The following is a 26,419-nucleotide window of genomic DNA, read 5'->3' as shown; positions in this document are numbered from 1 at the left end:
GGTGGAGCACCGCGCCGCCCGCACAGACCCCACCTCCCGACGGCCGCATCGAGCCCCGCCTCGACGCGGCCGTGCCGCACGGAGCCGCGGCGCGGACGGCGTGAACCCGCCAAAGCCACCGCGGGTGCGCGGCGCCGCGGCCGATCTGGTCTGATGGAGGAGTGATCGATGACGCACTCTTCAAGGCGGTCGAGGACACGGTGCGCACGGCCGCTGAGGCGGAGGTCGTGCCGCGCTGGCGACAGCTGGGCGCCGCCGACATCAGCCACAAGACCGGACCGGGGGACCTGGTCACCGTCGCCGACCGCGAGGCCGAACTACGGCTCGCCGAGGAGCTTCCGGCGCTGCTGCCCGGCTCTGTCGTGGTGGGGGAGGAGGCCGTGCACGCCGACCCGGGCATCCTGCACCGCATCGGCGGCGACGACCCGGTGTGGATCGTCGACCCCGTCGACGGCACCGCCAACTTCGTCGCCGGCAGGCCCGAGTTCGCCACGCTCGTCGCGCTCGCCCGCGGTGGCGAGGTCCACGCGTCCTGGACGTACGTGCCGCGCCTGGAGCTGATGGCCACCGCCCGGCGCGGCCGGGGAGCGCTGCTCAACGGCGAGCCGATCCGCACGGCCCGCGACTCCGGCGGGCCCGCGCTCAAGGTCGCCGCCTCGCAGTTCGCCTTCCTCGACGAACAGGAGCGGCACCGGTTCGAGGGGCTCGGCACCGACGGCGTCGAAACCCGCCGGTGCACCTGCGCCGGACTGGACTACCTGGAGGTCGCCCGGGGCGCCATCGACGCCGTCGCCTTCACCTGGGAATCGCCCTGGGACCACGCGGCCGGCGTGCTGCTGGTCGCTGAGGCCGGCGGCGGCAGCCTCACCGCCGAGGGCGTGCCCTTCCGGATCGGCGGCGGCAACGCCTTCCCCTTCTCGGTGGCGCGCGACGAGGCGACCGCGCGACGGGTCGTCGACCTCATGGCAGGTGCCCGATGAGCAGGGCACACGTCACGGACGTCATCGTCGTCGGGGGCGGGCCCAACGGCCTGACCGCCGCGGTCGAACTCGCCCGCGCGGGTCACTCCGTGGAGCTCTTCGAGGCCTCCGACCACGTCGGCGGCGGCGCGCGCACCGAGGAACTGACCCTGCCGGGCTTCCGCCACGACCCCTGCTCCGCCGTGCACCCGCTCGGCGCCGGCTCGCCCGCCTTCAACGCGATGCCGCTCGGCGACCACGGCCTGCGGTGGCTCCACCCCGAGCTGCCGCTCGCGCACCCCTTCGACGACGGCACCGCGGCGGTCCTGGACCGCACCGTCGGGGCGACCGCCGCCTCGCTCGGACCGCGCGACGCGGGCACCTATCGCCGGCTCCTGGCCCCGTACATCGGCCGCTGGAAGACCCTCGCCCACGACTTCCTGCGGCCCCAGTGGCAGGGGCTGCCGCGCGACCCGCTGCGCTTCGCGAGCTTCGGGCTGACCGGGCTGCCGCCGGTGGCCGCGCTCGCCCGGCTGTTCCGCGACGAGAAGGCGCGCGGACTGCTGGCGGGTCTCGCCGCCCATGCCATCGCCCCGCTGACCAGCCCGCTCACCGGTGCGACGGCGCTGCTGTTCGCCGTCTCCGGCCACGAGGTCGGCTGGCCGGTGCCGCGCGGCGGCTCCCAGTCGCTCGCCGATGCCCTCGCCTCCTACCTGCGGCTGCTCGGGGGCACCGTGCACACCGGCGTCATGGTCCGCAAGCTCGACGAGCTGCCGCCGGCGCGCGCCTACGTCTTCGACACCTCGCCGACCGCGCTGGCGCGTATCGCCGGGCTCGGCGACGCGTACCGGAACTACCGCTACGGCCCCGCTGTCTGGAAGATCGACTACGCCCTGGACGGTCCCGTGCCCTGGACCGCCGCCGAGGCCCGCCGGGCCGGCACCGTGCACATCGGGCCCACCATCGGCGAGATCGGCGACGCCCTGAACCGGGCGGTGCGCGGCCGCCCGCCGCAGAGCCCGTTCCTGATCACCGCCCAGCCCACCGTCGTCGACCCCGGGCGCGCCCCGGAGGGCAAGCACGTCTTCTGGGCGTACGGACACGTGCCCAACGGCTGGCGCGGCGACGCCACCGAGGCCGTAGAGCGGCAGATCGAGCGCTTCGCCCCCGGCTTCCGGGACCTCGTCCTCGCCCGGGCGGTCAGCGGCCCGGCCGAACTCGCCGCCCGCAACGCCAACTACGTCGGCGGCGACATCGGCAGCGGGGCCTTCGCCGGCCTGCAGACGGCCTTCCGCCCCAAGCCCAAGTGGAACCCCTACGCCACCTCGCGCCCCGGGGTCTTTCTCTGCTCCTCCGCCAGCCCGCCCGGCCCCGGCGTCCACGGCATGTCCGGCCACCACGCGGCCCGCGCGGTGCGCCGCCACCTGGAGGGGGCCGCCCGCCGCTAGCGCACGCCCCGTCGGCGGCGGCCGGCGGGGCAGCGACTAGCATCGCAGGCATGGAGCAGCGCGTATTGGGCAGGACGGGCCGCAAGGTGTCCGTCGTGGGTCTCGGCACCTGGCAGCTGGGTGCGGACTGGGGAGAGGTCCGCGAGGAGGACGCACTCGCCGTCCTGGACGCGGCCGTGGCGGAGGGCGTGACCTTCTTCGACACGGCCGACGTCTACGGCGACGGCCGCAGCGAGCAGCTGATCGGCCGCTACCTGCGGGAGCGCCCGGACGCCGGGATCTTCGTCGCCACGAAGATGGGCCGCCGGGTCGCCCAGGTCCCCGAGAACTACGTCCTGGACAACTTCCGCGCCTGGAACGACCGGTCCCGGGCCAACCTCGGCGTCGACACCCTCGACCTCGTGCAGCTGCACTGCCCGCCGACCGCCGTCTACTCCTCGGACGCCGTCTTCGACGCCCTCGACACCCTCGTCGAGGAGCAGCGCATCGCGGCCTACGCCGTCAGCGTCGAGACCTGCGAGGAGGCGCTGACCGCGATCGCCCGGCCGGGCGTCGCCAGCGTGCAGATCATCCTCAACGCCTTCCGGCTCAAGCCCCTGGAGCAGGTCCTGCCGGCCGCCGCCGAGGCCGGGGTGGGCATCATCGCCCGTGTGCCCCTCGCCTCCGGCCTGCTGTCCGGCCGGTACACCAAGGACACGGTCTTCCCGGCCGACGACCACCGCACCTACAACCGGCACGGCGAGTCCTTCGACCAGGGCGAGACCTTCTCCGGCGTCGAGTACGCGACCGGGCTGGAGGCCGCCGTCGAGTTCTCCGCCCTCTCCCCGGAGGGCGCGACCCCGGCCCAGACGGCGTTGCGCTGGATCATCCAGCAGCCCGGCGTCACCACCGTGATCCCCGGCGCCCGCTCCGTGGAGCAGGCCCGCGCCAACTCCGAGGCGGCCGCCCTGCCGCCGCTGCCGCAGAGCACGCTGGACGCCGTGCGGGACCTGTACGACCGGCGCATCCGCGCCCAGGTCCACCACCGCTGGTAACCGCCGCGGCCGACCCGCCGTGAGCCGTGCCCCGGACGATCCCCGTCCGGGGCACGGCCCTCAGCCCGCGGCGGCCTCCCGGGCGATCCCGTCCAGGAGCGCGGGCAGCGAAGTCCCGATCGGCTCGCGCACCAGCTCGTCGGCGATCGCGTCGTACGGTGTCGGCTCGGCGTTGACGATCACCAGCCGCGCGCCGTGCTCCGCCGCGATCCCGGCGAGCGACGCGGCCGGCTGCACCTGCAGGCTGGTGCCGACCGCGACGAAGACCGTGCACCCCTTGGCGATGGCCATCGCGTTGCCCAGCACCACCGGGTCCAGCCGCTGCCCGAACATGACGGTCGCCGACTTCAGGACCCCGCCGCACTTCCCGCACGCCGGGTCCGGCTCGCCCGCCCGCACCCGCGCCAGCGCCACGTCCATCGGCGCCCGGTCGTGGCACCGCGTGCACACGACGGAACGGGCCGTGCCGTGCAGCTCCAGCACCTTGCGCTCGGGCAGCCCCGCCATCTGGTGCAGCCCGTCGACGTTCTGCGTGATCACGCGCACCGGCACGCCCGACCGCTCCAGCCGGACGATCGCCTCGTGCGCCTTGTTGGGCCGGGCCTCCAGCGTCGGGCTGTCCATGCGCATCCGCCACGACCTTCGGCGCACGTCGGGGTCGGCCATGTAGTGCTCGTACGTCACGAGCTTCTCGGCCTCCGGGTCGCGCCGCCACAGCCCGCTGGGACCGCGGTAGTCCGGGATGCCGGAGTCGGTGGAGATCCCCGCGCCGCTGAGGATCGCGACAAGCGGCTTCTTCGCGCTCATGCCGCGAGCGTACGCAGACCCGGCGAGCCCCGGCCATCGGGTTTTTCCGCCGGTCGGCCGAGCGCCGCCGGTCAGCCCAGCGCCGTGCGTACGTCCGCGACCAGGGCCGAGGCGTCCTCCACCGCCGCCACCGGGTCGCCGAGGCCGGACAGCACCGCCTCGGCTCGGGCCCGGAAGCCGGACGGGGTGCCCGGGAGCGCGTCCGCGGCGGCGAGTGCGCCCTTCTCGTTGAGGCACCACACGCGGTGGTGGGCGTGAAGGGACTGCGTCAGCACCCCGATCGCCCGCGACAGGCACAGGGCGGCGTGCAGCACGTCCCCGGCGCCCGCGGACTTGCGGGCGTTCACGGCGAGGAAGTCCGCCTCCCAGGAAGCCGCGACGAGGGCCTCGCGCAGCGGCTCCGGGTAGACCAGCGTCGACTCGCGCAGCGCGGTCAGCTCGCCCGCCGGGTCGGCCAGGACGCGGCCGAGGGCGACCTCCCCGGCGTACGCCGGTGACCAGAAGCCGAGCGGATGGCCGGGCTGGACGCCCACCTCGTAGCGGCCGGCGCGGCAGTCGTCCCACACCCGCCGCACACGGTCCAGGTCCCGCAGGATCCAGTCGACCTGCACACCCTCCACGCGCAGCCAGGCCCCGCCGTTCACCCACGGACCCCAGCCGCCGGGGCCGGCGATCTCCACCGGCGCGCCCGTCGCCCCGGCGGCGAGGGCGGCGAGCGCCTCCAGGTCCGGTTCGCCGCGGTAGTACACGCCGAGGTCCCAGTCGGAGTCGGGGCGGTGCGTACCGCGGGCCCGGCTGCCGCCGAGCATCACCGCGACCACGCCGGGGACCCGGGTGAGCGAGTGCGCCATGGAGGAGACAGGGGGTAGTTGTGCGGGCTCGTGGGGCACCGTGCGAGTGTAGGAGCACCCCGGCGCGAGGAGTACTGAATTGTTCACGACCCGGCCCACCCTCCAGGGCACCTTCGGAATGGCCTCCTCCACGCACTGGCTCGCCTCGCAGTCGGCCATGGCCGTGCTGGAGAGCGGCGGCAACGCCTACGACGCCGCGGTGGCCGCCGGGTTCGTCCTGCACGTGGTGGAACCGCACCTCAACGGACCCGCGGGCGAGGTGCCGATCATCGTCGCGCCCGCGGGCGGTCCCGTACGCGTGCTCTGCGGCCAGGGCCCCGCCCCGGCCGGGGCGAGCGTCGATCACTACCGCGCGCTGGGCCTGGAGTTCGTCCCCGGCACGGGCCCGCTCGCCGCCGCCGTGCCCGGTGCCTTCGACGCGTGGATGGTGCTGCTGCGCGACCATGGCACCAAGCCGCTCGCGGACCTGCTCTCCTACGCCATCGGCTACGCCGAGCACGGTCACCCCGCGGTGGAGGCGGTCGGCGCCACGGTCGGCTCCGTCCAGGCGCTGTTCGAAACGGAGTGGACGACCTCCGCCGAGCTGTACCTGGCCGGCGGTCGCCCGCCCCGGCCGGGCGCCCTGCTGCGCAACCCCGATCTCGCCGCCACCTGGCGGCGGTTGCTGCGGGAGACGGAAGCCGCCGGCAGCAGCCGGGAGGCGCAGATCGAGGCGGCGCGACGGGTGTGGCGCGAGGGCTTCATCGGCGAGGCGCTGGCCGCATTCGCCGCCCGCCCCGCGATGGACACCACGGGCGAGCGCCACGCCTCGACCCTGACCGGGGACGACCTCGTCGCGTACGAGGCACGCCACGAGGACCCCGTGACGTTCGACTGGAACGGCTGGACGGTCTGCAAGGCGGGACCCTGGAGCCAGGGCCCGGCCTTCCTGCAGCAACTGGCCCTGCTGCCGCCGGATCCCGCGGACCTGGAGTACGGCTCCGCCGACTACGTGCACACCCTGGTCGAGGGCACCAAGCTCGCTATGGCCGACCGCGAGGCCTGGTACGGCGACGCCGAGGACGGCGTCCCCCTCGCCGAACTGCTGTCGCCCGCCTACAACGACGCGCGTCGCGCCCTGGTCGACCCGGCCAAGGCCTCCCGTGAACTGCGCCCCGGCTGCCCGGGCGGCCGTACGCCGCGGCTGCCGCGTTTCCCGCTCCACGACCCGGCCGCCGCACCGGACTTCGACGCCATGGGCGTCGGAGAGCCCACCGTCGCGCACAACGGCGCGACCCGCGGCGACACCTGCCACCTCGACGTCGTCGACCGGTGGGGCAACATGGTCGCCGCGACCCCCAGCGGCGGCTGGCTCCAGTCCAACCCGGTGGTCCCCGGACTCGGCTTCCCGCTCGGTACCCGCCTGCAGATGACCTGGCTGGAGCCCGGCCTGCCGAACTCCCTCACCCCGGGCCGCCGTCCGCGCACCACGCTCACCCCCTCGCTCGCGCTGCGCGACGGCGTGCCGGTGATGGCCTTCGGCACCCCGGGCGGCGACCAGCAGGACCAGTGGTCGCTGCACTTCTTCCTGGGCGTCGCCCTGCGTGCCCCCGTCCGGGGCGGCCTTGACCTCCAGGGCGCCATCGACGCGCCCAACTGGCACAACGACAGCTTCCCGAGCTCCTTCCACCCCCGGCAGATGCGGCCGGGCAGTGTCACCGTGGAGGGTCGTTTCGGGGAGTCGGTCGTCGCCGGGCTCCGCGGTCGCGGGCACGACGTGACGGTCGGCGCTCCGTGGTCGGAGGGCCGGTTGTGCGCCGTGGCCCGCGACCCGGAGACGGGTGTGCTGTCCTCCGCCGCCAATCCCCGCGGGATGCAGGGTTACGCGGTGGGTCGCTGACCGGCTGCCGGGGGGCGGCCGTTGACCAGTTCGACGGGGCAGGCGCCGTCCTCCAGCGCGGCCAGGGCGGCGCGGACGCGGCGGTAGAGGCCGGGGGAGAGGTACTCCTCGGCCTCCTCCGGCGTCGCCATGCGCCAGGCCGACAACTCCTCCTCCTGCAGCACGATCGCGCCGAGCGCGGCCTCGTCGAGCACCCCGCCGTCGTACATGTACGAGGCCAGCGGCGGCCGCCCCGACGGTCCCTGGACCCAGTCGACGGTGAGCAGGGTGCCCGGCTCGACGTCCAGCCCTATCTCCTCCAGGGTCTCCCGGCGCGCCGCCTCGCGCGGCGTCTCCCCGTCGGCCGACTCGATGGTGCCGCCGGGCAGCACCCACGCGCCGTCCTCGCGGTAGGTGGTCTCGGCGATCAGGATGCGGCCCTCGGCGTCGCGGAAGAGCGTGCTGGCCCCGGCGAGGATCTTGGGCAGGCTGTCGATGTACGCGGAGAAGTCAGTGGTCGTCACGGGCCCCAACCTAGGGGTTCACGGCCCTCGACGGCGGCGGCCACCTGTGCCGGCTCCAGGCATCCGGGAGCGCGGCGGTCGCGTGCCGCGCGGTTCGCGAGCCGCCGCAGCGTCTCGTTGACCGGGACGGGTATCCCGTGGAGCCTCCCCAGCAGCACGATCTCGCCGTTGAGCCAGTCCGCCTCGACGCTCCCGGTGCCGCGGGTCAGGCTCTGCCAGGACGAGCCGCCGCCCCGGGCGAAGCCGTCGACCGGCCGCAGGCTCACCCGGTCCCCGCGGACCGCCGCCTGTTCCTCCTCGCCCACGTACGGGATGCCGGCGGCGTCGAGCACCGCGGCGCCCTCGGCCCTCGCCCGCTCGAGGAGGCCGGCGGCCGCGTCGTCCCAGCCTCCGCACAGCGCCTCGACGGCGTTGCCCAGGTTCGTCAGCAGCTTGGCGTACTTCCAGCGCATCACGTCGGCCACCACCGGGGCGGCGAACGAGGACTTCTCCAGGTCCGCCGAGACGGCCCGCGCGAGGTCGTCAGTGCCGTGCGGGTAGCGGCCCAGATGGAGGATGCCGGTCAGCGGCCCGCAGGGGGCGACCACCTCGCCCGGCTCCAGGTGGGTCGACGGCAGCCACACGCACATTCCGTGGACGTCGCGGAAGCGGCGCAGCGCCATGCGCTCGCCGGCGACGCCGTTCTGGGCGCAGATCACCGGCAGACGGTCCGCCACCGGGGCCCAGGCGGCGAGCGCGGCCTCCGTGTCCTGCGTCTTCACGGCCAGCACCAGCACGTCGTCCGCACGGGGCGCCAGCTCGTCCGGGCCCCCGGCCACCGGGACGGGGAGCTTCAGCGTCCCGTCCGGCGTCCGCAGCGTCAGCCCGCGCTCGCGCAGCGCCTCCAGGTGCGCCCCCCGCGCGACCAGGACGACCTCGTGACCGCTCTCGTACAGCCGGCCGCCGATCGTCGCGCCGACCGCGCCCGCTCCCACAACGATGTATCGCACACGCGGGACCTTACGGCACCAGCACCGCCGTGCGACGGGCGAGTTCGCTGATCGCCACCCCGTCGAAGCCGAACACGGCGCTGCGCACGCGGTCCTCCAGCGGCTCGGTCCACTGCGGCGGGATCGCGGCGGCGCCGCAGAGCACCCCGGCCACCGAACCCGCCGTCGCGCCGCTGGAGTCGGTGTCCAGTCCGCCGCGCACGGTGAGGGCGATCGTGGTGGTGAAGTCGCCCGCGCCGTACAGCAGGCCGGCGGTGACGAGCGCGGCGTTGGGGACGGTGTGGATCCAGTGCATTCCGCGGGTCTCCTCGTCCAGTTCCGCCATCGTCCCGGCCCAGTCCAGCCCCGCCTCGTGCAGCGCCATGGTGCGCCGCACGGTGCGGGCCAGCCGGCTGCCCGGTGGGATCTGCTGCAGCGCCGCCTCCAGCGCCGCCCGGGCGTCGGGCGCCGTGAAGGCCGCCGCGATCAGCGCCGCCGCCCACATCGCGCCGTAGACCCCGTTGCCCGTGTGCGAGAGCACCGCGTCCCGTCGGGCGAGCGAGGCGGCCCGCCGCGGATCGCCGGGGGAGGTCCAGCCGTGGATGTCGGCGCGGATCAGCGCACCGATCCACTCCTGGTACGGGTTGCCGGCCGTGGCCGTCAGCGGCGGCTTCAGCCCGCCCGCGAGATTGCGGTACGCCGCCCGCTCGGCGGTGAAGGTCTGCAGGTAGGGCAGGCGCAGCAGCCACAACTCGCCGACCTGCTCGGTGGTGAAGTCCGGGCCGTAGGTCTCCAGCAGGTCGAGCCCCAGGATCGCGTAGTCGACGTCGTCGTCCCGTGCGCTGCCGTGGATGTTGCCACGGGTGCACTGCGGCCACTCCGGGCGCAGTGCGAACTCGGCCGGGTCCGGCGGCGGGTCCAGCGCCGGGATGTAGTCGGTCAGCGGCAGTGCCCCGGCCCGGCGCAGGTAGCGGTCGATGCGCTCGCGGGTCCAGTGGTCGCCGCGCTCGACGGGCTTGCCGAGCATGTTGCCGGCGATCCGGCCGAGCCAGCCGCCGAGTACGCGGTCTTCGAGAGAGAGGGCCATGCATCCGGTGTACCGTCCGGGCGCCCCGGGATAGGGTCCAAGCGGCGCGACCTGCCGTAGGGAGATCAATGTGACGGACGCACGGCCCGTGCGGGTGCTCATCGCAGCGGACAAGTTCAAGGGGTCGCTCACCGCAGTCGAGGTGGCGGAGCGGCTCGGGGCGGGGCTGCGGCGGGCCGCCCCCGGTCTTGTCGTCGAGTCCGTGCCGGTGGCCGACGGCGGGGACGGCACGGTGGACGCCGCCGTCGCCGCGGGATTCGAACGGCGGCTGGTGGAGGTCACCGGGCCGCTGGGGGAACCGGTCACGGCCGCGTACGCACTGCGCGACGGCACCGCCGTGGTGGAGATGGCCGAGGCCTCGGGCCTGCGGCACCTGCCGCCGGGCGTCTTCGCGCCGCTGACGGCGACCACTCGCGGCACCGGCGAGCTGCTGCGGGCCGCGCTCGACGCGGGAGCGCGGTCCCTGGTGCTCGGCGTCGGCGGCAGCGCGACCAACGACGGGGGCGCGGGCATGCTCGTCGCGCTCGGCGCCCGGCTGCTGGACGGCCGGGGCGAACCGGTGGGCCCGGGCGGCGCGGCGCTCGCCGGGCTGGCCTCGGCGGACCTGTCGGGCCTCGACCCGAGGCTCGCCACCACCGAGGTCGTCCTCGCCGGCGACGTCGACAACCCGCTGCTCGGCCCCAAGGGCGCCGCCGCCGTCTACGGGCCCCAGAAGGGCGCCGCACAGAAGGACGTGGCGACGCTGGACGCGGCGCTCGCCCACTACGCGGAGGTGCTGGGTGCCGGTGCGGCCGCCGAGGCCCCCGGGGCCGGTGCGGCCGGCGGGGTCGGGTTCGGGGCGCTGGTTGGCCTGGGTGCCTCCTTCCGGCCCGGCGTCCAGGTGCTCCTGGACATGCTCGGCTTCGCGGCGGCCCTGGAGCGGGCCGACCTGGTGATCACCGGCGAGGGCTCGCTGGACGAGCAGACCCTGCACGGCAAGGCCCCGGCCGGGGTCGCGGCCGCCGCCCGTGCCCGGGACGTGGACGTGGTCGCCGTCTGCGGCCGGCTCGCGCTGTCCGGGGCGGCGCTGGCAGCCGCGGGGATCCGGCGGGCGTACGCCCTGACGGACCTCGAGCCGGATCCGGTGCGCTGCATGGCGGAGGCCGGGCCGCTGCTGGAGCGGCTCGCCGGGGACATCGCGCGCGACCTGCCGGCCTGACCCGGGAACGCCAGGGCCCCGAGCCTTCACTTCACGGCTCGGGGCCCTGGCCAGGTAGCTCGTACGGCTACGGAAGCTGCGCCGTACGCGCCTCGCGGCGGTTGTTGCGGATCGTGTTGACCCGCCGGGTCGTCGCGAAGAGCGGGATCACCGCAGCGGCGCAGATCTGCAGGGCCGCGCCCGTCTGGAGCAGGACGTCGCCACCGGGGACGGCGAACGCCCAGCAGACCAGACAGCCCATGCTCAGCACGATCCAGGCGAGCGTGATCGTCGCGAGCCGGCCCCGGGGCTTCGGGTACTCGACCCGGCTGACCATCAGCCACGCCACACCGACGATGGCCAGCACCGTGGGGATGAAGGGCAGCTCCAGCAGCACGACCGAGATCACCGTCATCGCCCCGAAGGGGCTCGGCATGCCCTGGAAGATCCCCTCCCGCACCGTCGTGCAGGAGAAGCGGGCCAGGCGCAGGACGACCGCGAGCAGCACCACGACCGCCGCCACCGCCGACACCTTGCCGTAAGGGTCGTTCGAGATGAGGCCCCAGACGACGACGAAGTAGGCGGGGGCCAGGCCGAAGCTGATCAGGTCGGACAGGTTGTCCAGCTCCGCGCCCATCGCCGAGCTGCGCAGCTTGCGCGCCACGAGCCCGTCGAAGAGGTCGAAGACGGAGGCCATGAGCATCAGCAGCACGGCGGTGGCGGCGCTGTGCCGCGTCATGCCGCCGTCGGTGTTGCCCATCAGGTGCGGGACGAGCACCCCGGTGGTGGTGAAGTACACCGCCATGAATCCGCAGATCGCGTTGCCGAGGGTGAGGCCGTCCGCTATCGACAGCCGCGTCGACAGCGGCATGTCATCATCGTCGTCCTCGTCCACCGACGCGACCCACGGTGCCTGGGTGTCGGGATCAATCACGGTCAAGGCGCGTCACCCCAGCCACGGTGGTCTGGCCGACCTCGACGGCGGGCTCCACGCCCTCCGGCAGGTAGATGTCCACGCGGGAGCCGAAGCGGATCAGGCCGATGCGCTCGCCCTGTTCCACCTTGGTGCCCTGCGGTACGTAAGGGACGATGCGGCGCGCCACGGCCCCGGCGATCTGCACCATCTCGATGTCGCCGAGCTCCGTGTCGAAGTGCCAGACGACGCGCTCGTTGTTCTCGCTCTCCTTGTTGAACGCCGGGACGAATCCGCCGGGGATGTGCTCCACGGACGTGACCGTGCCGGCGAGCGGCGCGCGGTTCACGTGGACGTTCAGCGGGCTCATGAAGATCGCGACGCGGGTGCGTCCGTCCTTCCACGGCATGATGCTCTGCACCACACCGTCGGCCGGCGAGATGACGCGGCCCTGGGCGATCTCGCGCTCGGGGTCGCGGAAGAACCACAGCATGCCCGCCGCGAGGGCGGTGGTGGGGACGGCCACGGCCGCCCAGCGCCCGGAGCGGCGGGCACGGACCAGGCTGACCGCCGCGGTGGCCACGGTCGGGAGGAGCCACGGCGACGCTCCGCGCGCGAGGCGTACGCCGGCCCGGCTGTCGCGTTGTGCAGAGGAATGGCTGTGGGGCATGGAAGACCTTCGTAGCGGAGGGTGCCGCAAAGATGGTGCTGGGGACGGCGGCTTTCCGTGAATGGTATCGGGAGTGACCGGCAACTGGGCAAGCCAGCAGTTGAGTCAGTGGCCGGTATTTGATGACTGGGTGTGACCTTTGGTTCGCGCAAAGTGTCACAACCCAGACATTCACCCCTGGATTCGGTACTCCTCGAGCAGCCGGCGACCGATGATCATTTTCTGGATCTCGGCGGTGCCCTCACCGATGAGCAGCATCGGGGCCTCGCGGTAGAGGCGCTCGATCTCGTACTCCTTGGAGAAGCCGTAGCCGCCGTGGATGCGGAAGGCGTCCTCCACGACCTCCTTGCAGTACTCCGAGGCCAGGTACTTCGCCATACCGGCCTCGAGGTCGTTGCGCTGGCCGGAATCCTTCTTACGGGCCGCGTTCACCATCAGCGCGTGGGCGGCCTCGACCTTGGTGGCCATCTCGGAGAGCTTGAACTGGATCGCCTGGTGCTGCGCGATCGGCTTGCCGAAGGTCTGCCGCTGCTGGGCGTACGCGATCCCCAGTTCGAAGGCGCGCTGTGCGACTCCGCAGCCGCGGGCGGCCACGTTGACCCGGCCGACCTCGACACCGTCCATCATTTGGTAAAAACCGCGACCGCTCTGACCGCCCAGGACGCGATTTGACGGAATCTTCACATCCTCGAGGATGAGTTCGGTCGTGTCGACGCCCTTGTACCCCATCTTCTCGATCTTGCCGGGCACGGTGAGGCCCTTCACCTTCGGGTTCGGGCCGAAGCCCGGCTCCTTCTCGATGAGGAAGGTCGTCATGGACTTGTGCGGGGCCGCGCCCTCCGGCTGGCCCTCGTCGGTCCGGCAGAGCACGGCGACGAGGTTGGAGGTGCCGCCGTTGGTCAGCCACATCTTCTGGCCGTTGATGACGTAGTCGTCGCCGTCCCGGACCGCCTTGGTGCGGATCGCGGAGACGTCGGAGCCGAGGCCCGGCTCGGACATCGAGAAGGCGCCGCGCACCTCGCCGGTGGCCATGCGGGGCAGGAAGTGGTCCTTCTGCTCCTGGGTGCCGTGCTGCTTGAGCATGTAGGCGACGATGAAGTGCGTGTTGATGATGCCCGACACGCTCATCCAGCCGCGGGCGATCTCCTCGACCGTCAGGGCGTAGGTGAGCAGGGACTCCCCGAGACCGCCGTATTCCTCGGGGATCATCAGGCCGAAGATGCCGAGTTCCTTGAGCCCCTCGACGATGTCGGTGGGGTACTCGTCCTTGTGCTCCAGCTCGTTGGCGACCGGGATGATCTCCTTGTCGACGAAGCTGCGGACGGTGGAGAGGATCTCCTGCTGGATGTCGGTCAGCCCGTCGGTCTGCGCGAGGCGGCTCATGTCTGCTGTCTCCTAGGCGTTCATCTCGGGACCAGGGGTACCGCCCCGCAGGGGCGCCGATTGGGGGTGGTGGGGGGAGACGGGCGGGCGGCCGGGCTGCTCGCCGCCGCGCTCCTTGATGTACGTGGCGGTGGGGACCATCACCTTGCGGCGGAAGACGCACACCAGGGTGCCGTCCTGCTTGTAGCCCTTGGTCTCCACGTGGACGATCCCGCGGTCGTCCTTCGACTTCGACGGCCGCTTGTCCAGCACGGTCGTCTCGCCGTAGATGGTGTCGCCGTGGAAGGTCGGCGCCACGTGCTTCAGCGACTCGATCTCCAGGTTGGCGATCGCCTTGCCGGAGACGTCCGGCACCGACATGCCGAGCAGCAGGGAGTAGACGTAGTTCCCCACGACCACGTTCTTCCCGAAGTCGGTGGTCTTCTCGGCGTAGTTCGCGTCCATGTGGAGCGGGTGGTGGTTCATGGTCAGGAGGCAGAAGAGGTGGTCGTCGTACTCGGTGACCGTCTTCCCGGGCCAGTGCTTGTAGACGGCCCCGACCTCGAACTCTTCATACGTACGGCCGAACTGCATTTCTCCTACGCCTCCGGGGTGTCGAACGTGTTCGTACGGGTGTGCGCCGCGGGGGTCATGCGGCGACCTCCAGCGGCTCCAGTTTGTTGGCCCTGCGGATCTCGTCCACGATCCTGCCGATGATCTCGGTGATCCCGAAATCCTTCGGCGTGAACACGGCCGCGACGCCGGACTCGACCAGCTTGGCCGCGTCCGCCGGCGGGATGATGCCGCCCGCGATGACCGGCACGTCGTCCACCCCGGCCCGGCGCAGCCGGTTCAGCACGTCCGGCACCAGCTCGGCGTGCGAGCCGGATAGGACCGACAGTCCCACGCAGTGCACGTCCTCGGCGACCGCTGCCGAGACGATCTGCTCGGGCGTCAGCCGGATGCCCTGGTAGACCACCTCGAAGCCGGCGTCGCGAGCCCGTACGGCGATCTGCTCGGCGCCGTTGGAGTGACCGTCCAAGCCGGGCTTGCCCACCAGCAGCCGCAGCTTGCCGGCGCCCAGCTCCTCGGCGGTCAGCGCCACCTTGCGGCGCACCGCGGCCAGCGGCGTGCCCGGCTCGGCGGTGACCGCGACGGGGGCGCTGCTCACCCCCGTCGGTGCGCGGAACTCGCCGAAAACGTCGCGCAGCGCCCAGGACCACTCGCCCGTGGTGACCCCCGCCCGGGCGCACTCCAAGGTGGCCTCCATGAGGTTGCCGGTGCCTGCGGCCGCGGCCTTGAGGGCCTCCAGCGACCGCTGCGCCCGCACCTCGTCCCGGTTGTCGCGCCACTCGTGGAGGGCGGCGACGACCCGCGCCTCGTTCTCCGGGTCGACGGTCATGATGGCGCCGTCCAGGTCGGAGGTGAGGGGGCTGGGCTCGGTGTCCTGGTAGCAGTTGACGCCGATGACCTTCTCCTCGCCGGACTCGATCCGCGCCCGGCGCTCGGCGTGCGAGGAGACCAGCTGCGACTTCAGGTAGCCGGACTCCACGGCGGCCATGGCGCCGCCCATCTCCTGGATGTGCTCGATCTCGGCGAGGGACCGCTCGACGAGCTCGGCGACCTTCGCCTCGACGACGTGGCTGCCGTCGAAGATGTCGCCGTACTCCAGCAGGTCGCTCTCGTGGGCCAGTACCTGCTGGATGCGCAGGGACCACTGCTGGTCCCAGGGGCGCGGCAGGCCGAGCGCCTCGTTCCAGGCCGGCAGCTGCACGGCGCGGGCCCGGGCGTCCTTGGAGAGCGTCACGGCCAGCATTTCCAGCACGATGCGCTGGACGTTGTTCTCCGGCTGGGCCTCGGTGAGGCCGAGGGAGTTGACCTGGACCCCGTAGCGGAAGCGGCGCTGCTTGGGGTCCTCGATCCCGTAGCGCTCGTGGGTGACCTCGTCCCAGATGCGGGTGAAGGCCCTCATCTTGCACATCTCCTCGACGAAGCGGACGCCCGCGTTCACGAAGAAGGAGATGCGCGCGACGACGTCGCCCATCCGCTCCTGCGGGACCTGGCCGGAGTCGCGGACCGCGTCGAGGACGGCGATCGCGGTGGACACGGAGTACGCGATCTCCTGCACCGGCGTGGCCCCGGCCTCCTGCAGGTGGTAGCTGCAGATGTTGATGGGGTTCCACTTGGGGATGTGGTTGACCGTGTAGGCGATCATGTCCGTCGTGAGGCGGAGCGACGGGCCGGGCGGGAAGACGTATGTGCCGCGCGACAGGTACTCCTTGACGATGTCGTTCTGCGTCGTCCCCTGGAGCCTGGTGACGTCGGCGCCCTGCTCCTCGGCGACCACCTGGTAGAGCGCGAGCAGCCACATGGCGCTGGCGTTGATGGTCATCGAGGTGTTCATCTCCTCCAGGGGGATGTCCTGGAAGAGCCGGCGCATGTCGCCGAGGTGGGCGACCGGGACCCCGACCCGGCCGACCTCGCCGCGGGCCAGGATGTGGTCGGGGTCGTACCCGGTCTGCGTCGGGAGGTCGAACGCGACCGACAGGCCGGTCTGGCCCTTGGCGAGGTTACGCCGGTACAGGGCGTTGGACGCCTCCGCGGTGGAGTGCCCCGCGTACGTCCGCATCAGCCACGGACGATCCTTCTGACGCTCGCTCATGCTCGTTCCCGTTCTCAGACGTTCCGGAAGCGGTTGATGGCGTCGATGTGCTTGGCCCGCATCGCCTCGTCGCGGACGCCGAGGCCCTCCTCCGGGGCGAGGGCGAGCACGCCGACCTTGCCCTGGTGGACGTTGCGGTGCACGTCCTGCGCGGCCTGGCCGGTCTCCTCCAGGCGGTACGTCTTCGACAGCGTGGGGTGGATCTTGCCCTTGGCGATGAGCCGGTTGGCCTCCCACGCCTCGCGGTAGTTCGCGAAGTGCGAGCCGATGATGCGCTTGAGCGACATCCAGAGGTAGCGGTTGTCGTACTCGTGGTTGTAGCCGGACGTCGAGGCGCAGGTGACGATGGTGCCGCCCTTGCGCGTGACATAGACCGAGGCGCCGAAGGTCTCGCGACCGGGGTGCTCGAAGACGATGTCGACGTCCTCGCCGCCGGTGAGCTCGCGGATGCGCTTGCCGAAGCGCTTCCACTCCCTTGGGTCCTGGTTGTGCTCGTCCTTCCAGAACCGGTAGTCCTCGGCGGTGCGGTCGATGATGGCCTCGGCGCCCATGCTGCGGCAGATCTCCGCCTTCTGCGGGGAGGAGACCACGCAGATCGGGTTGGCGCCGCCGGCCAGCGCGAACTGGGTGGCGTAGCTGCCGAGGCCGCCGCTGGCGCCCCAGATCAGGACGTTGTCGCCCTGCTTCATGCCGGCGCCGTTGCGGGAGACCAGCTGCCGGTAGGCGGTGGAGTTCACCAGGCCCGGCGCCGCGGCCTCCTCCCAGCTGAGGTGCTTGGGCTTGGGCATCAGCTGGTTCGACTTGACCAGCGCGATCTCGGCGAGGCCGCCGAAATTGGTCTCGAAGCCCCAGATGCGCTGCTCGGGGTCGAGCATCGTGTCGTTGTGGCCGTCCGCGGACTCCAGTTCGACGGACAGGCAGTGCGCGACGACCTCGTCACCGGGCTTCCAGGCGTTCACGCCGGGGCCGGTGCGCAGGACCACGCCCGCCAGGTCGGAGCCGATGACGTGGTAGGGCAGGTCATGGCGCCTGGTCAGCGGGGAGAGCCTGCCGTACCGCTCGAGGAAATCGAACGTCGACACCGGCTCGAAGATCGAGGTCCACACCGAGTTGTAGTTGACCGAGCTGGCCATGACGGCCACCAGGGCCTCGCCCGGGCCGAGCTCGGGCACGGGCACCTCGTCCAGGTGCAGCGACTTGCGCGGATCCTTCTCGCGGCTGTCCACGCCCTCGAACATGCCGGCCTCGTCCTTGTGGACGGTGATGGCGCGGTACGACTCGGGCAGCGGCAGCGCGGCGAAGTCCGCGGCCGTGCTTTCGGACGCCATGATGGCGTCGAGGATGTCCTTCACGGTGATGCCTCCGGCGAAGCGCGACGTAGGGACGCTTGGGGGAACGTCGGGGGTTTGCTGAGGGTGGTGCCGTCGGTTCGGCGGTGGTGCTGCTGTCCGTGGCGGTCGCACGGATGGAGCGGAGCGCGTGGTGGCGCGGTGAATGCCTGTGACGCAGGCGCCCGGGCCTTGGGGACAGACGGCGTGCGACGGATCCCAGCACGCCGCCCGCCCGGACAGTTCTCACGGTATGGCACCGCGTGCCACCCTGCAAGACACTGCGTGCCAACAATTTTTCTCAGATGGCACCATGGCTTCACGTTTGAGCGACACAGGAAGGCGCCCCCGGCACGAGGGCCTGGGGGCGCCGGTGGGATGCCGGAGGCGCAGGAGGACGCCGGAGGCTCGAGCGGGCCGCTACGCGCCCTTGAGGGCCTTTTCGATCGTCCGCATGACCTCGGCAGGCGAGGCGTCCGTGCGGGCCACGGCCACGATGACCTCGCCCTGCTGTGAGGCGAGCACCGGGGCGGGGGCGGGCGCGGGGCGGCGGCCGATGCCGGTGCCGAAGGTCTGCTTGATCACCTCGAAGGCGTGGTCGAGCTGCGCCTCGACGTCGCCCTTGCCGCCGGCGCGGAGCCAGCGCCGCAGCACGTGGTTGTGGGCCGCGACGACGGCGGAGGCGGCGACCTCTGCCAGCAGCGGGTCGTCGTCCCCGTCGTGGTGGGCGCCCTCGTCGAAGTGGCCCAGCAGATAGCGGGTGAACAGCCGTTCGTAGCGGGCCACCGAGGCGATCTCGCGTTCCCGCAGGATCGGGATCTCGCGGGTCAGGCGATAGCGCTCCACGGAGACCTCGGGAGCCTCGGCGTACATGCGCAGCACCTCGGTGATGCCGCGGCACACCGTGTCGAGCGGGTGCTCGTGCGGTTCGGCGGAGTCAAGCACCTGCCCCACGCGTACCAGGGTGTCGTCGTGGTCGGGGAAGATCGCCTCTTCCTTGGAGCGGAAGTGCCGGAAGAACGTCCTGCGAGCGACCCCCGCCGCCGCGGCGATCTCGTCGACCGTGGTCGCCTCGTACCCCTGGGTCGCGAACAGGTGCATCGCCGCGGCGGCCAGTTCCTGGCGGACACGATGGCGCTGGGCGGTGGTGGAGGACGCACGGGCGGGCTTCACGGGCTGGGGCATACCGCGAACGTACTGCATTCCCGCTGAACCGTGGGCCGGGCCCGGCTTCCGGAGGCGGTGGGGCGGTCCCAGGAGACCGCCCCAGCCGCCGGGATCGTCCTTGCCGTCCCAGCCGCCCGCGTGATCAGCGGCGGGCATACTCGCGGAAGCCGCGGCCCGTCTTGCGGCCGAGGCAGCCCGCGGAGACCAGGTGCTCGAGCAGCGGCGCCGGCGCCAGGCCCGGGTCGCGGAACTCCTTGTGCAGCACCTGCTCGATCGCGAGCGACACGTCCAGCCCGACGACGTCGAGCAGTTCGAAGGGCCCCATCGGGTAGCCGCCACCGAGCTTCATCGCCGAGTCGATGTCCTCGACGGTCGCGTAGTGCTCCTGGACCATCTTCACCGCGTTGTTGAGGTACGGGAACAGCAGCGCGTTGACGATGAAACCGGCCCGGTCGCCGCAGTCCACCGCGTGCTTCCCGATCCGGCCGCAGACCTCGTGGACGGTCGCGTGCACGTCCTCGGCGGTCAGCACGGTGCGGACCACCTCGACGAGCTTCATTGCGGGCGCCGGGTTGAAGAAGTGCATGCCGATGACGTCCCGCGGACGCGACGTCGCGGCGGCGATGGCCACCACCGGCAGGGAGGACGTCGTCGTGGCCAGCACCGCGCCCGGCTTGCAGACCTTGTCCAGGGTCGCGAACAGCTGCTGCTTGACCGGCAGATCCTCGGCGACCGCCTCCACCGCCAGGTCCACGTCGGCGAAGGCGTCCAGCGAGCCGGCCGCGGTCACCCGTGCCACGGCGGCGTCGCGCTGCTCCTGGCCGAGCCGGCCCTTGGCGACCGACCGGTCCAGGGACTTGGCCAGCGCCGCGACCGCCCGGTCGGCCTTCTCCTGGCCGCGGGCGGCCAGCACGACCTCGTACCCGGCCTTGGCGAAGACCTCGGCGATGCCGGTGGCCATGGTGCCCGAGCCCGCGACACCCACCCTGCGCACGGGGCGCCCGCCGGTGGCGCCGGCGGCCTCGGCCGGCGTCTCGGCGTCCGGGACGACCGTGGCGCTGCCGGGCGCCTCGTAGGTGTAGAAGCCGCGGCCGGCCTTGCGGCCCTTGAGGCCGGCGGCGGTGAGCTGCTTGAGGATGGGCGCGGGGGCGTGCAGTCGGTCCCGTGAGGCGTCGTACATCGCCTCCAGGACGGTCTGGGCGGTGTCGATGCCGATCAGGTCGAGCAGGGCGAGCGGGCCCATGGGCAGGCCGCAGCCGAACCGCATGGCCGCGTCGATGTCCTCGCGGGTGGCGTACCGGGCCTCGTACATCGCGGCGGCCTGGTTGAGGTAGCCGAACAGTAGCCCGTCGGCGATGAAGCCCGGGCGGTCGCCGACCGCCACCGGCTCCTTGCCGAGCGAGCGGACCAGCTCGGTCACGGCGTTCGTGGTCTCGGGAGAGGTCAGCACCGTGGAGACCACCTCGACCAGCTTCATGGCCGGGGCGGGGGCGAAGAAGTGCAGGCCGAGGACACGGTCGGGGCGCGAGGTGTGCGAGGCCAGCTGCGTCACCGACAGCGCGTTGGTGCCGGTCGCGAGGACGGCGCCGGGCTTCACGATGGCGTCCAGGGCCGTCAGCACCTCGCGCTTGATCTCGAAGTGCTCGGTGACGACTTCGATCACCAGGTCGGCGTCGGCCGCTGCCTGCAGGTCGGAGAAGGTGCGGAAACGGGCCAGGACGTCGCCGCGCTCGGACTCCGTGATCCGCTCGCGCTGCACGGCGCGGGCGGTGGAGGCCTCCAAGGCGACGACGGCGCGGTGCGCGGCCGCGTCGTCGATCTCGATGCCGATCACTTCGTGGCCGGCCCGGGCGACGACCTCGGCTATGCCGGTGCCCATGGTGCCGAGCCCGATGATGGCGACGGTGGGGAAAGGACGTGGACGGTCCATCGCGGAACTCCGAATGCTGAGGGTCCGCGCCGTGCGTCTCTGCTGCGCAGGCGCGGGGCGGGAGAGTCGAGGAGCCGCGGGGGTGCGTACGCGTGCGTGTGCGTACCCGCGTGAGATCCGGCGAGCCCTGTCCCGGGGCTGCGCCGCGATGGTGCCGAACCGACAACGGCCGCACACGGCGGCTGCGTCACCAGGCCGCGGCGTGCGTTGGTTAGAGGGTAACCGGTGAGTAACCTCGGCGCCAGTCCTCCCGCCCATGTGATTTACACCTCCTACAGATGAGCACCCCATTAGAGTGAGGGACGGGGAGAAGGGGGAACCGTGGAACGGGTGCACGGGGGCGCCGGTCACGCGGCGCGGCGCGCGGCCCAGCTGTACGGGGCCGTACGGGCGGGGGAGACGGACATCGCGCGGCTGCGTGAGCGCGGGGAGCCACGCCGTGTCCTGGGGCTGATGGAGTTCGCCACTCAGGGGCGCCGCGAGGAACGCGACGCCTATCTGCGGCGGCTCGCCGCCTCCCCGGACGCCGCCGCCATGGTGCGGCCCTGGCTCGGGCCCACGGAAAGGGCCGTGCTCGATTCCGCCGCCGGACGGGCCCCTGCGGTGCCCGCGCTGCTGGCCGACATCGTCCACCACGACAGGGCGCGCCGTGCCTACGCCCGGGAGGTGCTCGTGGCGCGGCGTTGCCTGGAGGCCGCCGGGCCGCTCTTCGAGGTCCTGGCCGGGCCGGAGCCCGACCGCGGCCACTGGGATCCCGAGTTCGGGCACGACGACGGCGTCCGGAACCACATCAGCCGCCTCGTCACCGGAAGCGGGCTGCACCATTGGCGGTGGTTCCCCGGCCACCGGGGTACGCCGCCCGCGCCCGAGTGCGTGCCCCTGCTGCTGCAGTACTGCGGCCATCAGGAGCCCGGCGTCAGGTCTCTCGCCCTGGCCTTGCTCGGCCGGGCCGCGGATCCGGAGCATCTCCCCGTGTTCGCCGCCGCTGTCGGCGATCCCGATCGGGGCGCCCGCGAGGCGGCCCTGGTGACGCTCGGCAGGATGGACGATCCGGCGGCGAGGGACGTGCTGGCCGATGTCCTGACCGGGCCTTCGCGTCCCCTGGGCGAGCGGGAGATCGCCGCCGTGATGCTCGGCCGGGCCGGCGACCGGCGGGCGTTCGAGACCTTGGTCCTGCTCCTGAACCATCGCGACAGCATCAGCAACGTCTCGGCGGCCGAAGCCCTCGCCCGGCTCGGCGACCCGCGGACCGCGCGTGCCGCCGCCACGCTCGCCACCAACCGGCTGCGGATCGGCTACTCCCTGGCCGCGGTACACCTGCTGGGGCGCTTGCGGGCTCCCGAGTCGCTGCCCGCGCTGATGTCCACCCTCACCTGGCTCATGGACGAGGGGCAGACGGTCCATCAGGCGGCCGCCGGGTGCGTCGAGGAACTGGGACGGCTCGGCGACGCGAGGGCGGTGCCCGTCCTGACCCGGGCCGTCACGGTTCCTCGCCTGCGCTCCGCGGCGGTGGACTCCCTCGGCCGGATCGGCGGCCCGCATGTCCTGGAGACGCTGCTCGGCGTCGTCTCCGACGAGGACACGGAGGTGCGTGCCGCCGCGGCGCGCGGACTGGCGCGGTACGAGGGCGAACCCCGCGCCACGGCCGCCCTCGCCGGATTGTGCGCGCCGCCGTACCCCAGGCGGATCGTGCGTGCCCTGGTGCGCTCGGGCGACCCGGTGGCCGCGCCCGTGCTGGCAGCGGCGCGGGACGGGGCGCCGAGCGCCGCAACGCGTCGCCTCGCAGGGCGCTTCAGGCCAGATCCGTCGCGTACCGCAGCTCCTTGAGCGGAAGGCCGTCGTAGACCTCGATCTGGTCGGTGCCGTCCGGTGCGAGGCCGGAGCGCTCGTAGAAGCGCAGTGCCCGCGCGTTGTCCGCGAGCACCCAAAGGCGCAGGCTCCGGAAGCCGCGTTCGGCGGCGCGGGCGCGTACCGCCTCCATGAGCGCGCGGCCGGCGCCCCGGCCGACGCGGTCGGGGTGCACGTAGATCGCGTAGAGCTCGCCGACCTCGGCGTCGTCCGGCTCGCCGCGGTAGGGGCCGAGAGCGGCCCAGCCGGTCACCTCGTCGCCGTCGGCGGCGACCAGGTTGTCCACCCGGCTGCCGCCCGCGTCGAACCACTCCTTGCGGCGTTCCGCGTCCGCCTCCACGTCCATCGCGTCGAGGTACGACCGCGGCACGATCCCCGCGTAGGCCGCCTGCCAGCCCCGTACGCGGATCGCCGCCACGGCGTCGATGTCGTCGCGGGTCATCACTCTCACATCCGTCATGGCTGCGACGTTAAGTGGGGCGGAGCCCGGTGGGCACCCGCTTTTCGCGAGCTCAGATCAGGGTCAGCTGCGTCGGCTGGGCCGGATCGGCTGCGGCGGGCGGCCCGGGGGCGTCCTCCTCGGGTGCGGCGATCCGGCGCGCTGCCCCGGCCCGGCTGGGCCCGATCCCGAACTCGGCGGCGAACTCGTGCACTTGGCGTGTGATGCGCCGCTGGTACCACGTGGGCGCGTAAGCGCCGCCCGCGTAGAGCGCCTTGTAGCGGGAGAGCAGCCGCGGATGGTGCACGGAGAGCCACGCCATGAACCACTCCCTCGCCCCGGGCCGCAGATGCAGCACCAGCGGAGTGACCGACGTGGCGCCGGTCCTGGCGATCGCGCGGACCGTCTCGCGCAACTGCTCGGGGGAGTCGCTCAGGTACGGCAGGACCGGCGCCATCAGGACGCCCGACGGGATGCCGCGGTCATTGAGGGTGCGGCAGACCTCCAGCCGCCTCTGCGGCGACGGTGTGCCCGGTTCCACGGTGCGCCACAGGTCCCGGTCGACGAAGCCCACGGAGACCGCGGTCGACACGTCGGTGACCTGGGAGGCCTGCACCAGGAGATCGAGGTCGCGCAGGATCAGCGACCCCTTGGTGAGGATCGAGAAGGGGTTGGCGTGGTCGCGCAGCGCGGCCAGGATCCCCGGCATGAGCCGGTAGCGGCCCTCCGCGCGCTGGTAGCAGTCGACGTTGGTGCCCATGGCGATGTGCTCGCCGCGCCAGCGGGGCGAGGCGAGCTCGCGGCGCAGCAGCTCGGGCGCGTTGACCTTCACCACGATCTGGGAGTCGAAGTCCAGGCCGCCGTCGAGGTCCAGGTAGGTGTGCGTCTTGCGCGCGAAGCAGTACACGCAGGCGTGGCTGCAGCCGCGGAAGGGGTTGATCGTCCACTCGAACGGCATCCGGGACGCACCCGGCACGCGGTTGACGATCGTGCGGGCGCGCACCTCGTGGAAGGTGATCCCGCGGAACCCGGGGGTGTCGAACGTACGGGTCACGGCGTCCACGCCGAAGAGCGCGGGTGTGGTCGCCGGCGTTTCGCGGCTCAGGTTGTCCCACCTCATGCCGCCTCCTTCGTTGCTCTCCTCCCGACAATAGAACATCTGAGCGAATAGCGTCGAGGGGTGATCCGGGGGATTCCCGGGGCCTGTGCGTGACCGCGGGTGACGTGGGGCCCCGGGCGCTGCCGTCGGCACCGTCCGGGGCCCTGCCGGGGCCGTCCGCCGTCACTGCGGCCGCAGGCTCACCACGAGGTCGCGCGGCAGGCCGTGGGTGTCGTGGAGGTAGTGGAAGTCCTCCTCGTCCAGCGGGCCCCGGAACCGGGGGCGGGCCAGCACCTGACGGCCCCTGTCCAGGAGCTGCCGGAACCGGCGCTCCTCCTCCAGCAGCACCTGGCGCGGCGCGTCCGGATCCACGCTCTGGCGGAAGTGGTCCAGGGTGTGCCGGATCAGCTCATCCGGCAGATCGCCGAGGCTGCGGGACGGATCGTCCCGCCACAGGGCGGTGAGGACCCGCCGCACCAGCCGGCGCAGTACGTATCCGCGGCTGGTGTTGGACGGGCGCACCCCGTCCCCGATCACCACCACGGCCGAGCGAAGGTGGTCGCAGACCAGGCGCAGCGACGGTTCGTCCAGCGGCCACAGGGCCGGTACGAGACGGCGCCAGGGAGTGAAGACGTCGCACTCGAAGACCGATGTCCGGCCCTGCAGCAGCGAGGCCAGCCGTTCCAGACCGAGTCCGGTGTCGACGTTGCGCCGGGGGAGCGGCACGAGGGAGCCGTCCTCGAGCCTGCGGTGGCGCATCATCACGTGGTTCCAGACCTCCACCCAGCGGTCGTCGCGGGTGGGCGTGGACCGCGGCGGGGTGTCGCCGGTCCACAGGAAGATCTCCGAGTCGGGGCCGCACGGGCCGGTCGGACCGTTGGACCACCAGTTGTCCTCGACCGTGAGTTCGACCGGGACCCCGTGCCTCCCCCACAGCTCCAGGGACCCGGTGTCCGGACCGGTGCGGTCGTCGCCGCCGAACACCGTGACGTGCAGCCGCCCCGGGTCGATGCCGAATCCCTCGGTGAGCAGCCCGTAGCCCCAGTCGAGGCTCCGCGGGCCCTCGTAGTCGCCGAGCGACCACGTGCCGAGCATCTCGAAGACCGTCAGGTGGGTGGGGTCGCCGACCTCCTCCAGGTCCGTGGTGCGCAGACAGCGCTGCACGTTGACCAGCCGCCCGCCGAGCGGGTGCGGGCGCCCCTCCAGGTACGGGGTGAGCGGGTGCATGCCCGAGGTCGTGAACAGCACGGGGTCACCGGGCGGCGGCAGCAGTGTCGATCCGGTGATCCGGCGGTGGCCGCGTTCCTCGTAGTACTCGACGAACGTGCGGACGATCTCTTCGGTGTCCATGGAGGGTGGCTCCTTCGCGTGGAGGGCGGGGAGGCACCGGGCAACGCGTCCGCACGATCAGCGGAATCGGGGCGGGGAGCCACGAATCCACCGGCGGGCCGTTCCCGGTCGCCGGTGGTGAGGGAAGGGGTACGTCAGGCGGCGGTAACCGGCGAGCTGGTCGCTCGCGCGGTCGCGGTGTCGCTGTGGCCGGTGACGTTCATGCGGCCGACGATAACGCCCGCGCCCCGGCGGGGCACGTGATTTCCGCCGGGTGGCGCAGGGCCCCGGCACGCCGGCGTACGGCGGTCCCCCACCGGAGGGCGGCCGATTTCGCGGGCACGCGGCCGTGGTGATTGGCTTGTCGGCGACGGCACACGGAACGACGGAGGACGGCGATGGCACAGGTCGAGGCCACCACGCAGCGCGAGATCGCGGCGAGCCCGGAGAGCGTCTTCGCGGCGCTCGCCGACTACGCGGGCACCCGGCAGCGACTGCTTCCCGAGCAGTACAGCGAATACGAGGTGCGCGAGGGCGGCAGCGGCGCGGGCACCCTCGTGCACTGGAGGCTGCAGGCGACCGAGAAGCGCGTCCGGGACTGCCTCCTCGCGGTGACCGAGCCGACCCCGGGGCAGCTGGTCGAGAGCGACCGCAACTCCTCCATGGTCACCACCTGGACGGTCACCCCGGCCGGCGAGGGCCGGTCCAAGGCGGTCGTCACCAGCAGCTGGACCGGCGCCGGCGGCATCGGCGGCTTCTTCGAGCGCACGTTCGCCCCCAAGGGTCTGAACCGCATCCATGACGCGGTGCTCGCGCGGCTCGCCGCGGAGACCGAGAAGTAGCAGGCGGCACAAGGGAGGCGGCCGGAGCCGGGTGGACGCCCGGCCGCCTCCTTCGGCATGGCGTAACTGCCGTGCGTGCCGTGCGTGCGGCCGTGCGTGCCCGGACGCCGTCCGGTG

Annotated in this window: 23 protein-coding genes; 7 read left to right on the top strand and 16 right to left on the bottom strand. The window is 72.7% G+C overall.

Going from position 1 to position 26,419, the window contains the following annotated elements; all coding sequences use genetic code 11:
* Window positions 1-161: 161 nt before the first annotated feature.
* The 3 genes from AC3EUJ_RS23485 to AC3EUJ_RS23475 are packed head-to-tail and all read left to right on the top strand — an operon-like array spanning window position 162 to window position 3,441.
* On the top strand, window positions 162-980 hold the full coding sequence (locus AC3EUJ_RS23485) for an inositol monophosphatase family protein (RefSeq protein WP_431964424.1): 819 nt from the start codon (window positions 162-164) through the stop codon (window positions 978-980).
* A complete protein-coding gene (locus AC3EUJ_RS23480; RefSeq protein ID WP_431964422.1) occupies window positions 977-2,407 on the top strand; it encodes a phytoene desaturase family protein in 1,431 nt (476 codons plus the stop codon). Before AC3EUJ_RS23485 ends, AC3EUJ_RS23480 begins: the two co-directional genes overlap by 4 nt.
* A 50-nt stretch (window positions 2,408-2,457) precedes the next feature.
* Window positions 2,458-3,441: an aldo/keto reductase gene (locus AC3EUJ_RS23475; RefSeq protein ID WP_431964420.1), complete on the top strand. Its 984-nt coding sequence runs from the start codon at window positions 2,458-2,460 to the stop codon at window positions 3,439-3,441.
* A 60-nt stretch (window positions 3,442-3,501) separates the two neighbouring features.
* Here the strand turns inward: AC3EUJ_RS23475 and AC3EUJ_RS23470 are convergent, their stop codons facing one another.
* The gene (locus AC3EUJ_RS23470) at window positions 3,502-4,248 is read right to left on the bottom strand and encodes an SIR2 family NAD-dependent protein deacylase (protein WP_431964418.1); all 747 of its coding nucleotides are present in this window, start codon (window positions 4,246-4,248) and stop codon (window positions 3,502-3,504) included.
* 71 nt (window positions 4,249-4,319) lie between these two features.
* Window positions 4,320-5,099: a DUF4037 domain-containing protein gene (locus AC3EUJ_RS23465; protein ID WP_431964430.1), complete on the bottom strand. Its 780-nt coding sequence runs from the start codon at window positions 5,097-5,099 to the stop codon at window positions 4,320-4,322.
* Between the two features lie 79 nt (window positions 5,100-5,178).
* Between AC3EUJ_RS23465 and AC3EUJ_RS23460 the strand changes: the two genes are divergently transcribed.
* Complete coding sequence (locus AC3EUJ_RS23460; RefSeq protein ID WP_431964416.1) at window positions 5,179-6,978, top strand: gamma-glutamyltransferase family protein; 1,800 nt, start codon at window positions 5,179-5,181, stop codon at window positions 6,976-6,978.
* Here AC3EUJ_RS23460 and AC3EUJ_RS23455 read toward each other — a convergent pair.
* The 3 genes from AC3EUJ_RS23455 to AC3EUJ_RS23445 are packed head-to-tail and all read right to left on the bottom strand — an operon-like array spanning window position 6,960 to window position 9,536.
* Window positions 6,960-7,481 carry an NUDIX domain-containing protein gene (locus tag AC3EUJ_RS23455; RefSeq protein WP_431964414.1) on the bottom strand — a complete coding sequence of 174 codons (522 nt, stop codon included), beginning with the start codon at window positions 7,479-7,481 and terminating at the stop codon, window positions 6,960-6,962. The genes AC3EUJ_RS23460 and AC3EUJ_RS23455 overlap by 19 nt on opposite strands.
* Window positions 7,478-8,470, bottom strand: a complete 993-nt coding sequence (locus AC3EUJ_RS23450) for a ketopantoate reductase family protein (RefSeq protein ID WP_431964412.1) — start codon at window positions 8,468-8,470, stop codon at window positions 7,478-7,480. Before AC3EUJ_RS23450 ends, AC3EUJ_RS23455 begins: the two co-directional genes overlap by 4 nt.
* 10 nt (window positions 8,471-8,480) lie before the next feature.
* Window positions 8,481-9,536: an ADP-ribosylglycohydrolase family protein gene (locus AC3EUJ_RS23445; RefSeq protein WP_431964410.1), complete on the bottom strand. Its 1,056-nt coding sequence runs from the start codon at window positions 9,534-9,536 to the stop codon at window positions 8,481-8,483.
* Between the two features lie 94 nt (window positions 9,537-9,630).
* Here AC3EUJ_RS23445 and AC3EUJ_RS23440 point away from each other — a divergent pair, with 94 nt between their 5' ends.
* Window positions 9,631-10,734 carry a glycerate kinase gene (locus AC3EUJ_RS23440; RefSeq protein WP_431964428.1) on the top strand — a complete coding sequence of 368 codons (1,104 nt, stop codon included), beginning with the start codon at window positions 9,631-9,633 and terminating at the stop codon, window positions 10,732-10,734.
* A gap of 67 nt (window positions 10,735-10,801) precedes the next feature.
* Here the strand turns inward: AC3EUJ_RS23440 and pssA are convergent, their stop codons facing one another.
* The 8 genes from pssA to AC3EUJ_RS23400 all read right to left on the bottom strand — a co-directional run bounded on the left by pssA (window position 10,802) and on the right by AC3EUJ_RS23400 (window position 20,745).
* A complete protein-coding gene (gene pssA, locus AC3EUJ_RS23435; RefSeq protein ID WP_431964408.1) occupies window positions 10,802-11,653 on the bottom strand; it encodes a CDP-diacylglycerol--serine O-phosphatidyltransferase in 852 nt (283 codons plus the stop codon).
* Entirely contained in the window at window positions 11,640-12,296 is a 657-nt protein-coding gene (locus AC3EUJ_RS23430) for a phosphatidylserine decarboxylase (RefSeq protein ID WP_018561003.1), read from the bottom strand. Before AC3EUJ_RS23430 ends, pssA begins: the two co-directional genes overlap by 14 nt.
* A gap of 171 nt (window positions 12,297-12,467) precedes the next feature.
* Window positions 12,468-13,679, bottom strand: coding sequence for an acyl-CoA dehydrogenase family protein (locus AC3EUJ_RS23425; protein WP_431964405.1), 1,212 nt, complete (start codon window positions 13,677-13,679; stop codon window positions 12,468-12,470).
* A 12-nt stretch (window positions 13,680-13,691) separates the two neighbouring features.
* On the bottom strand, window positions 13,692-14,252 hold the full coding sequence (locus AC3EUJ_RS23420) for a MaoC family dehydratase (protein WP_431964403.1): 561 nt from the start codon (window positions 14,250-14,252) through the stop codon (window positions 13,692-13,694).
* A 55-nt stretch (window positions 14,253-14,307) separates the two neighbouring features.
* Window positions 14,308-16,320 (bottom strand): protein meaA, encoded by a 2,013-nt coding sequence (locus AC3EUJ_RS23415; RefSeq protein WP_431964401.1) that lies wholly within the window; start codon window positions 16,318-16,320, stop codon window positions 14,308-14,310.
* A gap of 14 nt (window positions 16,321-16,334) precedes the next feature.
* Window positions 16,335-17,672, bottom strand: a complete 1,338-nt coding sequence (ccrA, locus tag AC3EUJ_RS23410; protein WP_431964399.1) for a crotonyl-CoA carboxylase/reductase — start codon at window positions 17,670-17,672, stop codon at window positions 16,335-16,337.
* Window positions 17,673-18,068: 396 nt separating this feature from the next.
* Window positions 18,069-18,833 (bottom strand): TetR/AcrR family transcriptional regulator, encoded by a 765-nt coding sequence (locus AC3EUJ_RS23405; RefSeq protein ID WP_431964397.1) that lies wholly within the window; start codon window positions 18,831-18,833, stop codon window positions 18,069-18,071.
* Window positions 18,834-18,957: 124 nt separating this feature from the next.
* On the bottom strand, window positions 18,958-20,745 hold the full coding sequence (locus AC3EUJ_RS23400; protein ID WP_431964395.1) for a 3-hydroxyacyl-CoA dehydrogenase family protein: 1,788 nt from the start codon (window positions 20,743-20,745) through the stop codon (window positions 18,958-18,960).
* 321 nt (window positions 20,746-21,066) lie between these two features.
* Between AC3EUJ_RS23400 and AC3EUJ_RS23395 the strand changes: the two genes are divergently transcribed.
* Entirely contained in the window at window positions 21,067-22,572 is a 1,506-nt protein-coding gene (locus AC3EUJ_RS23395) for a HEAT repeat domain-containing protein (RefSeq protein ID WP_431964393.1), read from the top strand.
* Here AC3EUJ_RS23395 and AC3EUJ_RS23390 read toward each other — a convergent pair.
* The 3 genes from AC3EUJ_RS23390 to AC3EUJ_RS23380 form a co-directional block, all read right to left on the bottom strand.
* On the bottom strand, window positions 22,538-23,053 hold the full coding sequence (locus AC3EUJ_RS23390; protein ID WP_431964391.1) for a GNAT family N-acetyltransferase: 516 nt from the start codon (window positions 23,051-23,053) through the stop codon (window positions 22,538-22,540). The genes AC3EUJ_RS23395 and AC3EUJ_RS23390 overlap by 35 nt on opposite strands.
* 52 nt (window positions 23,054-23,105) lie before the next feature.
* The gene (locus AC3EUJ_RS23385) at window positions 23,106-24,152 is read right to left on the bottom strand and encodes an Rv2578c family radical SAM protein (RefSeq protein WP_431964389.1); all 1,047 of its coding nucleotides are present in this window, start codon (window positions 24,150-24,152) and stop codon (window positions 23,106-23,108) included.
* A gap of 162 nt (window positions 24,153-24,314) precedes the next feature.
* Window positions 24,315-25,481, bottom strand: a complete 1,167-nt coding sequence (locus tag AC3EUJ_RS23380) for an alanine--tRNA ligase-related protein (protein ID WP_431964387.1) — start codon at window positions 25,479-25,481, stop codon at window positions 24,315-24,317.
* A 377-nt stretch (window positions 25,482-25,858) separates the two neighbouring features.
* Between AC3EUJ_RS23380 and AC3EUJ_RS23375 the strand changes: the two genes are divergently transcribed.
* Window positions 25,859-26,302 carry an SRPBCC family protein gene (locus AC3EUJ_RS23375; protein WP_431964385.1) on the top strand — a complete coding sequence of 148 codons (444 nt, stop codon included), beginning with the start codon at window positions 25,859-25,861 and terminating at the stop codon, window positions 26,300-26,302.
* Window positions 26,303-26,419: the final 117 nt, after the last annotated feature.

The sequence above is a fragment of the Actinacidiphila sp. bgisy160 genome (assembly GCF_057707815.1).
The sequence above is the reverse complement of the archived record's forward strand: the minus strand, read 5'-3'. Positions and strand labels throughout refer to the sequence as shown.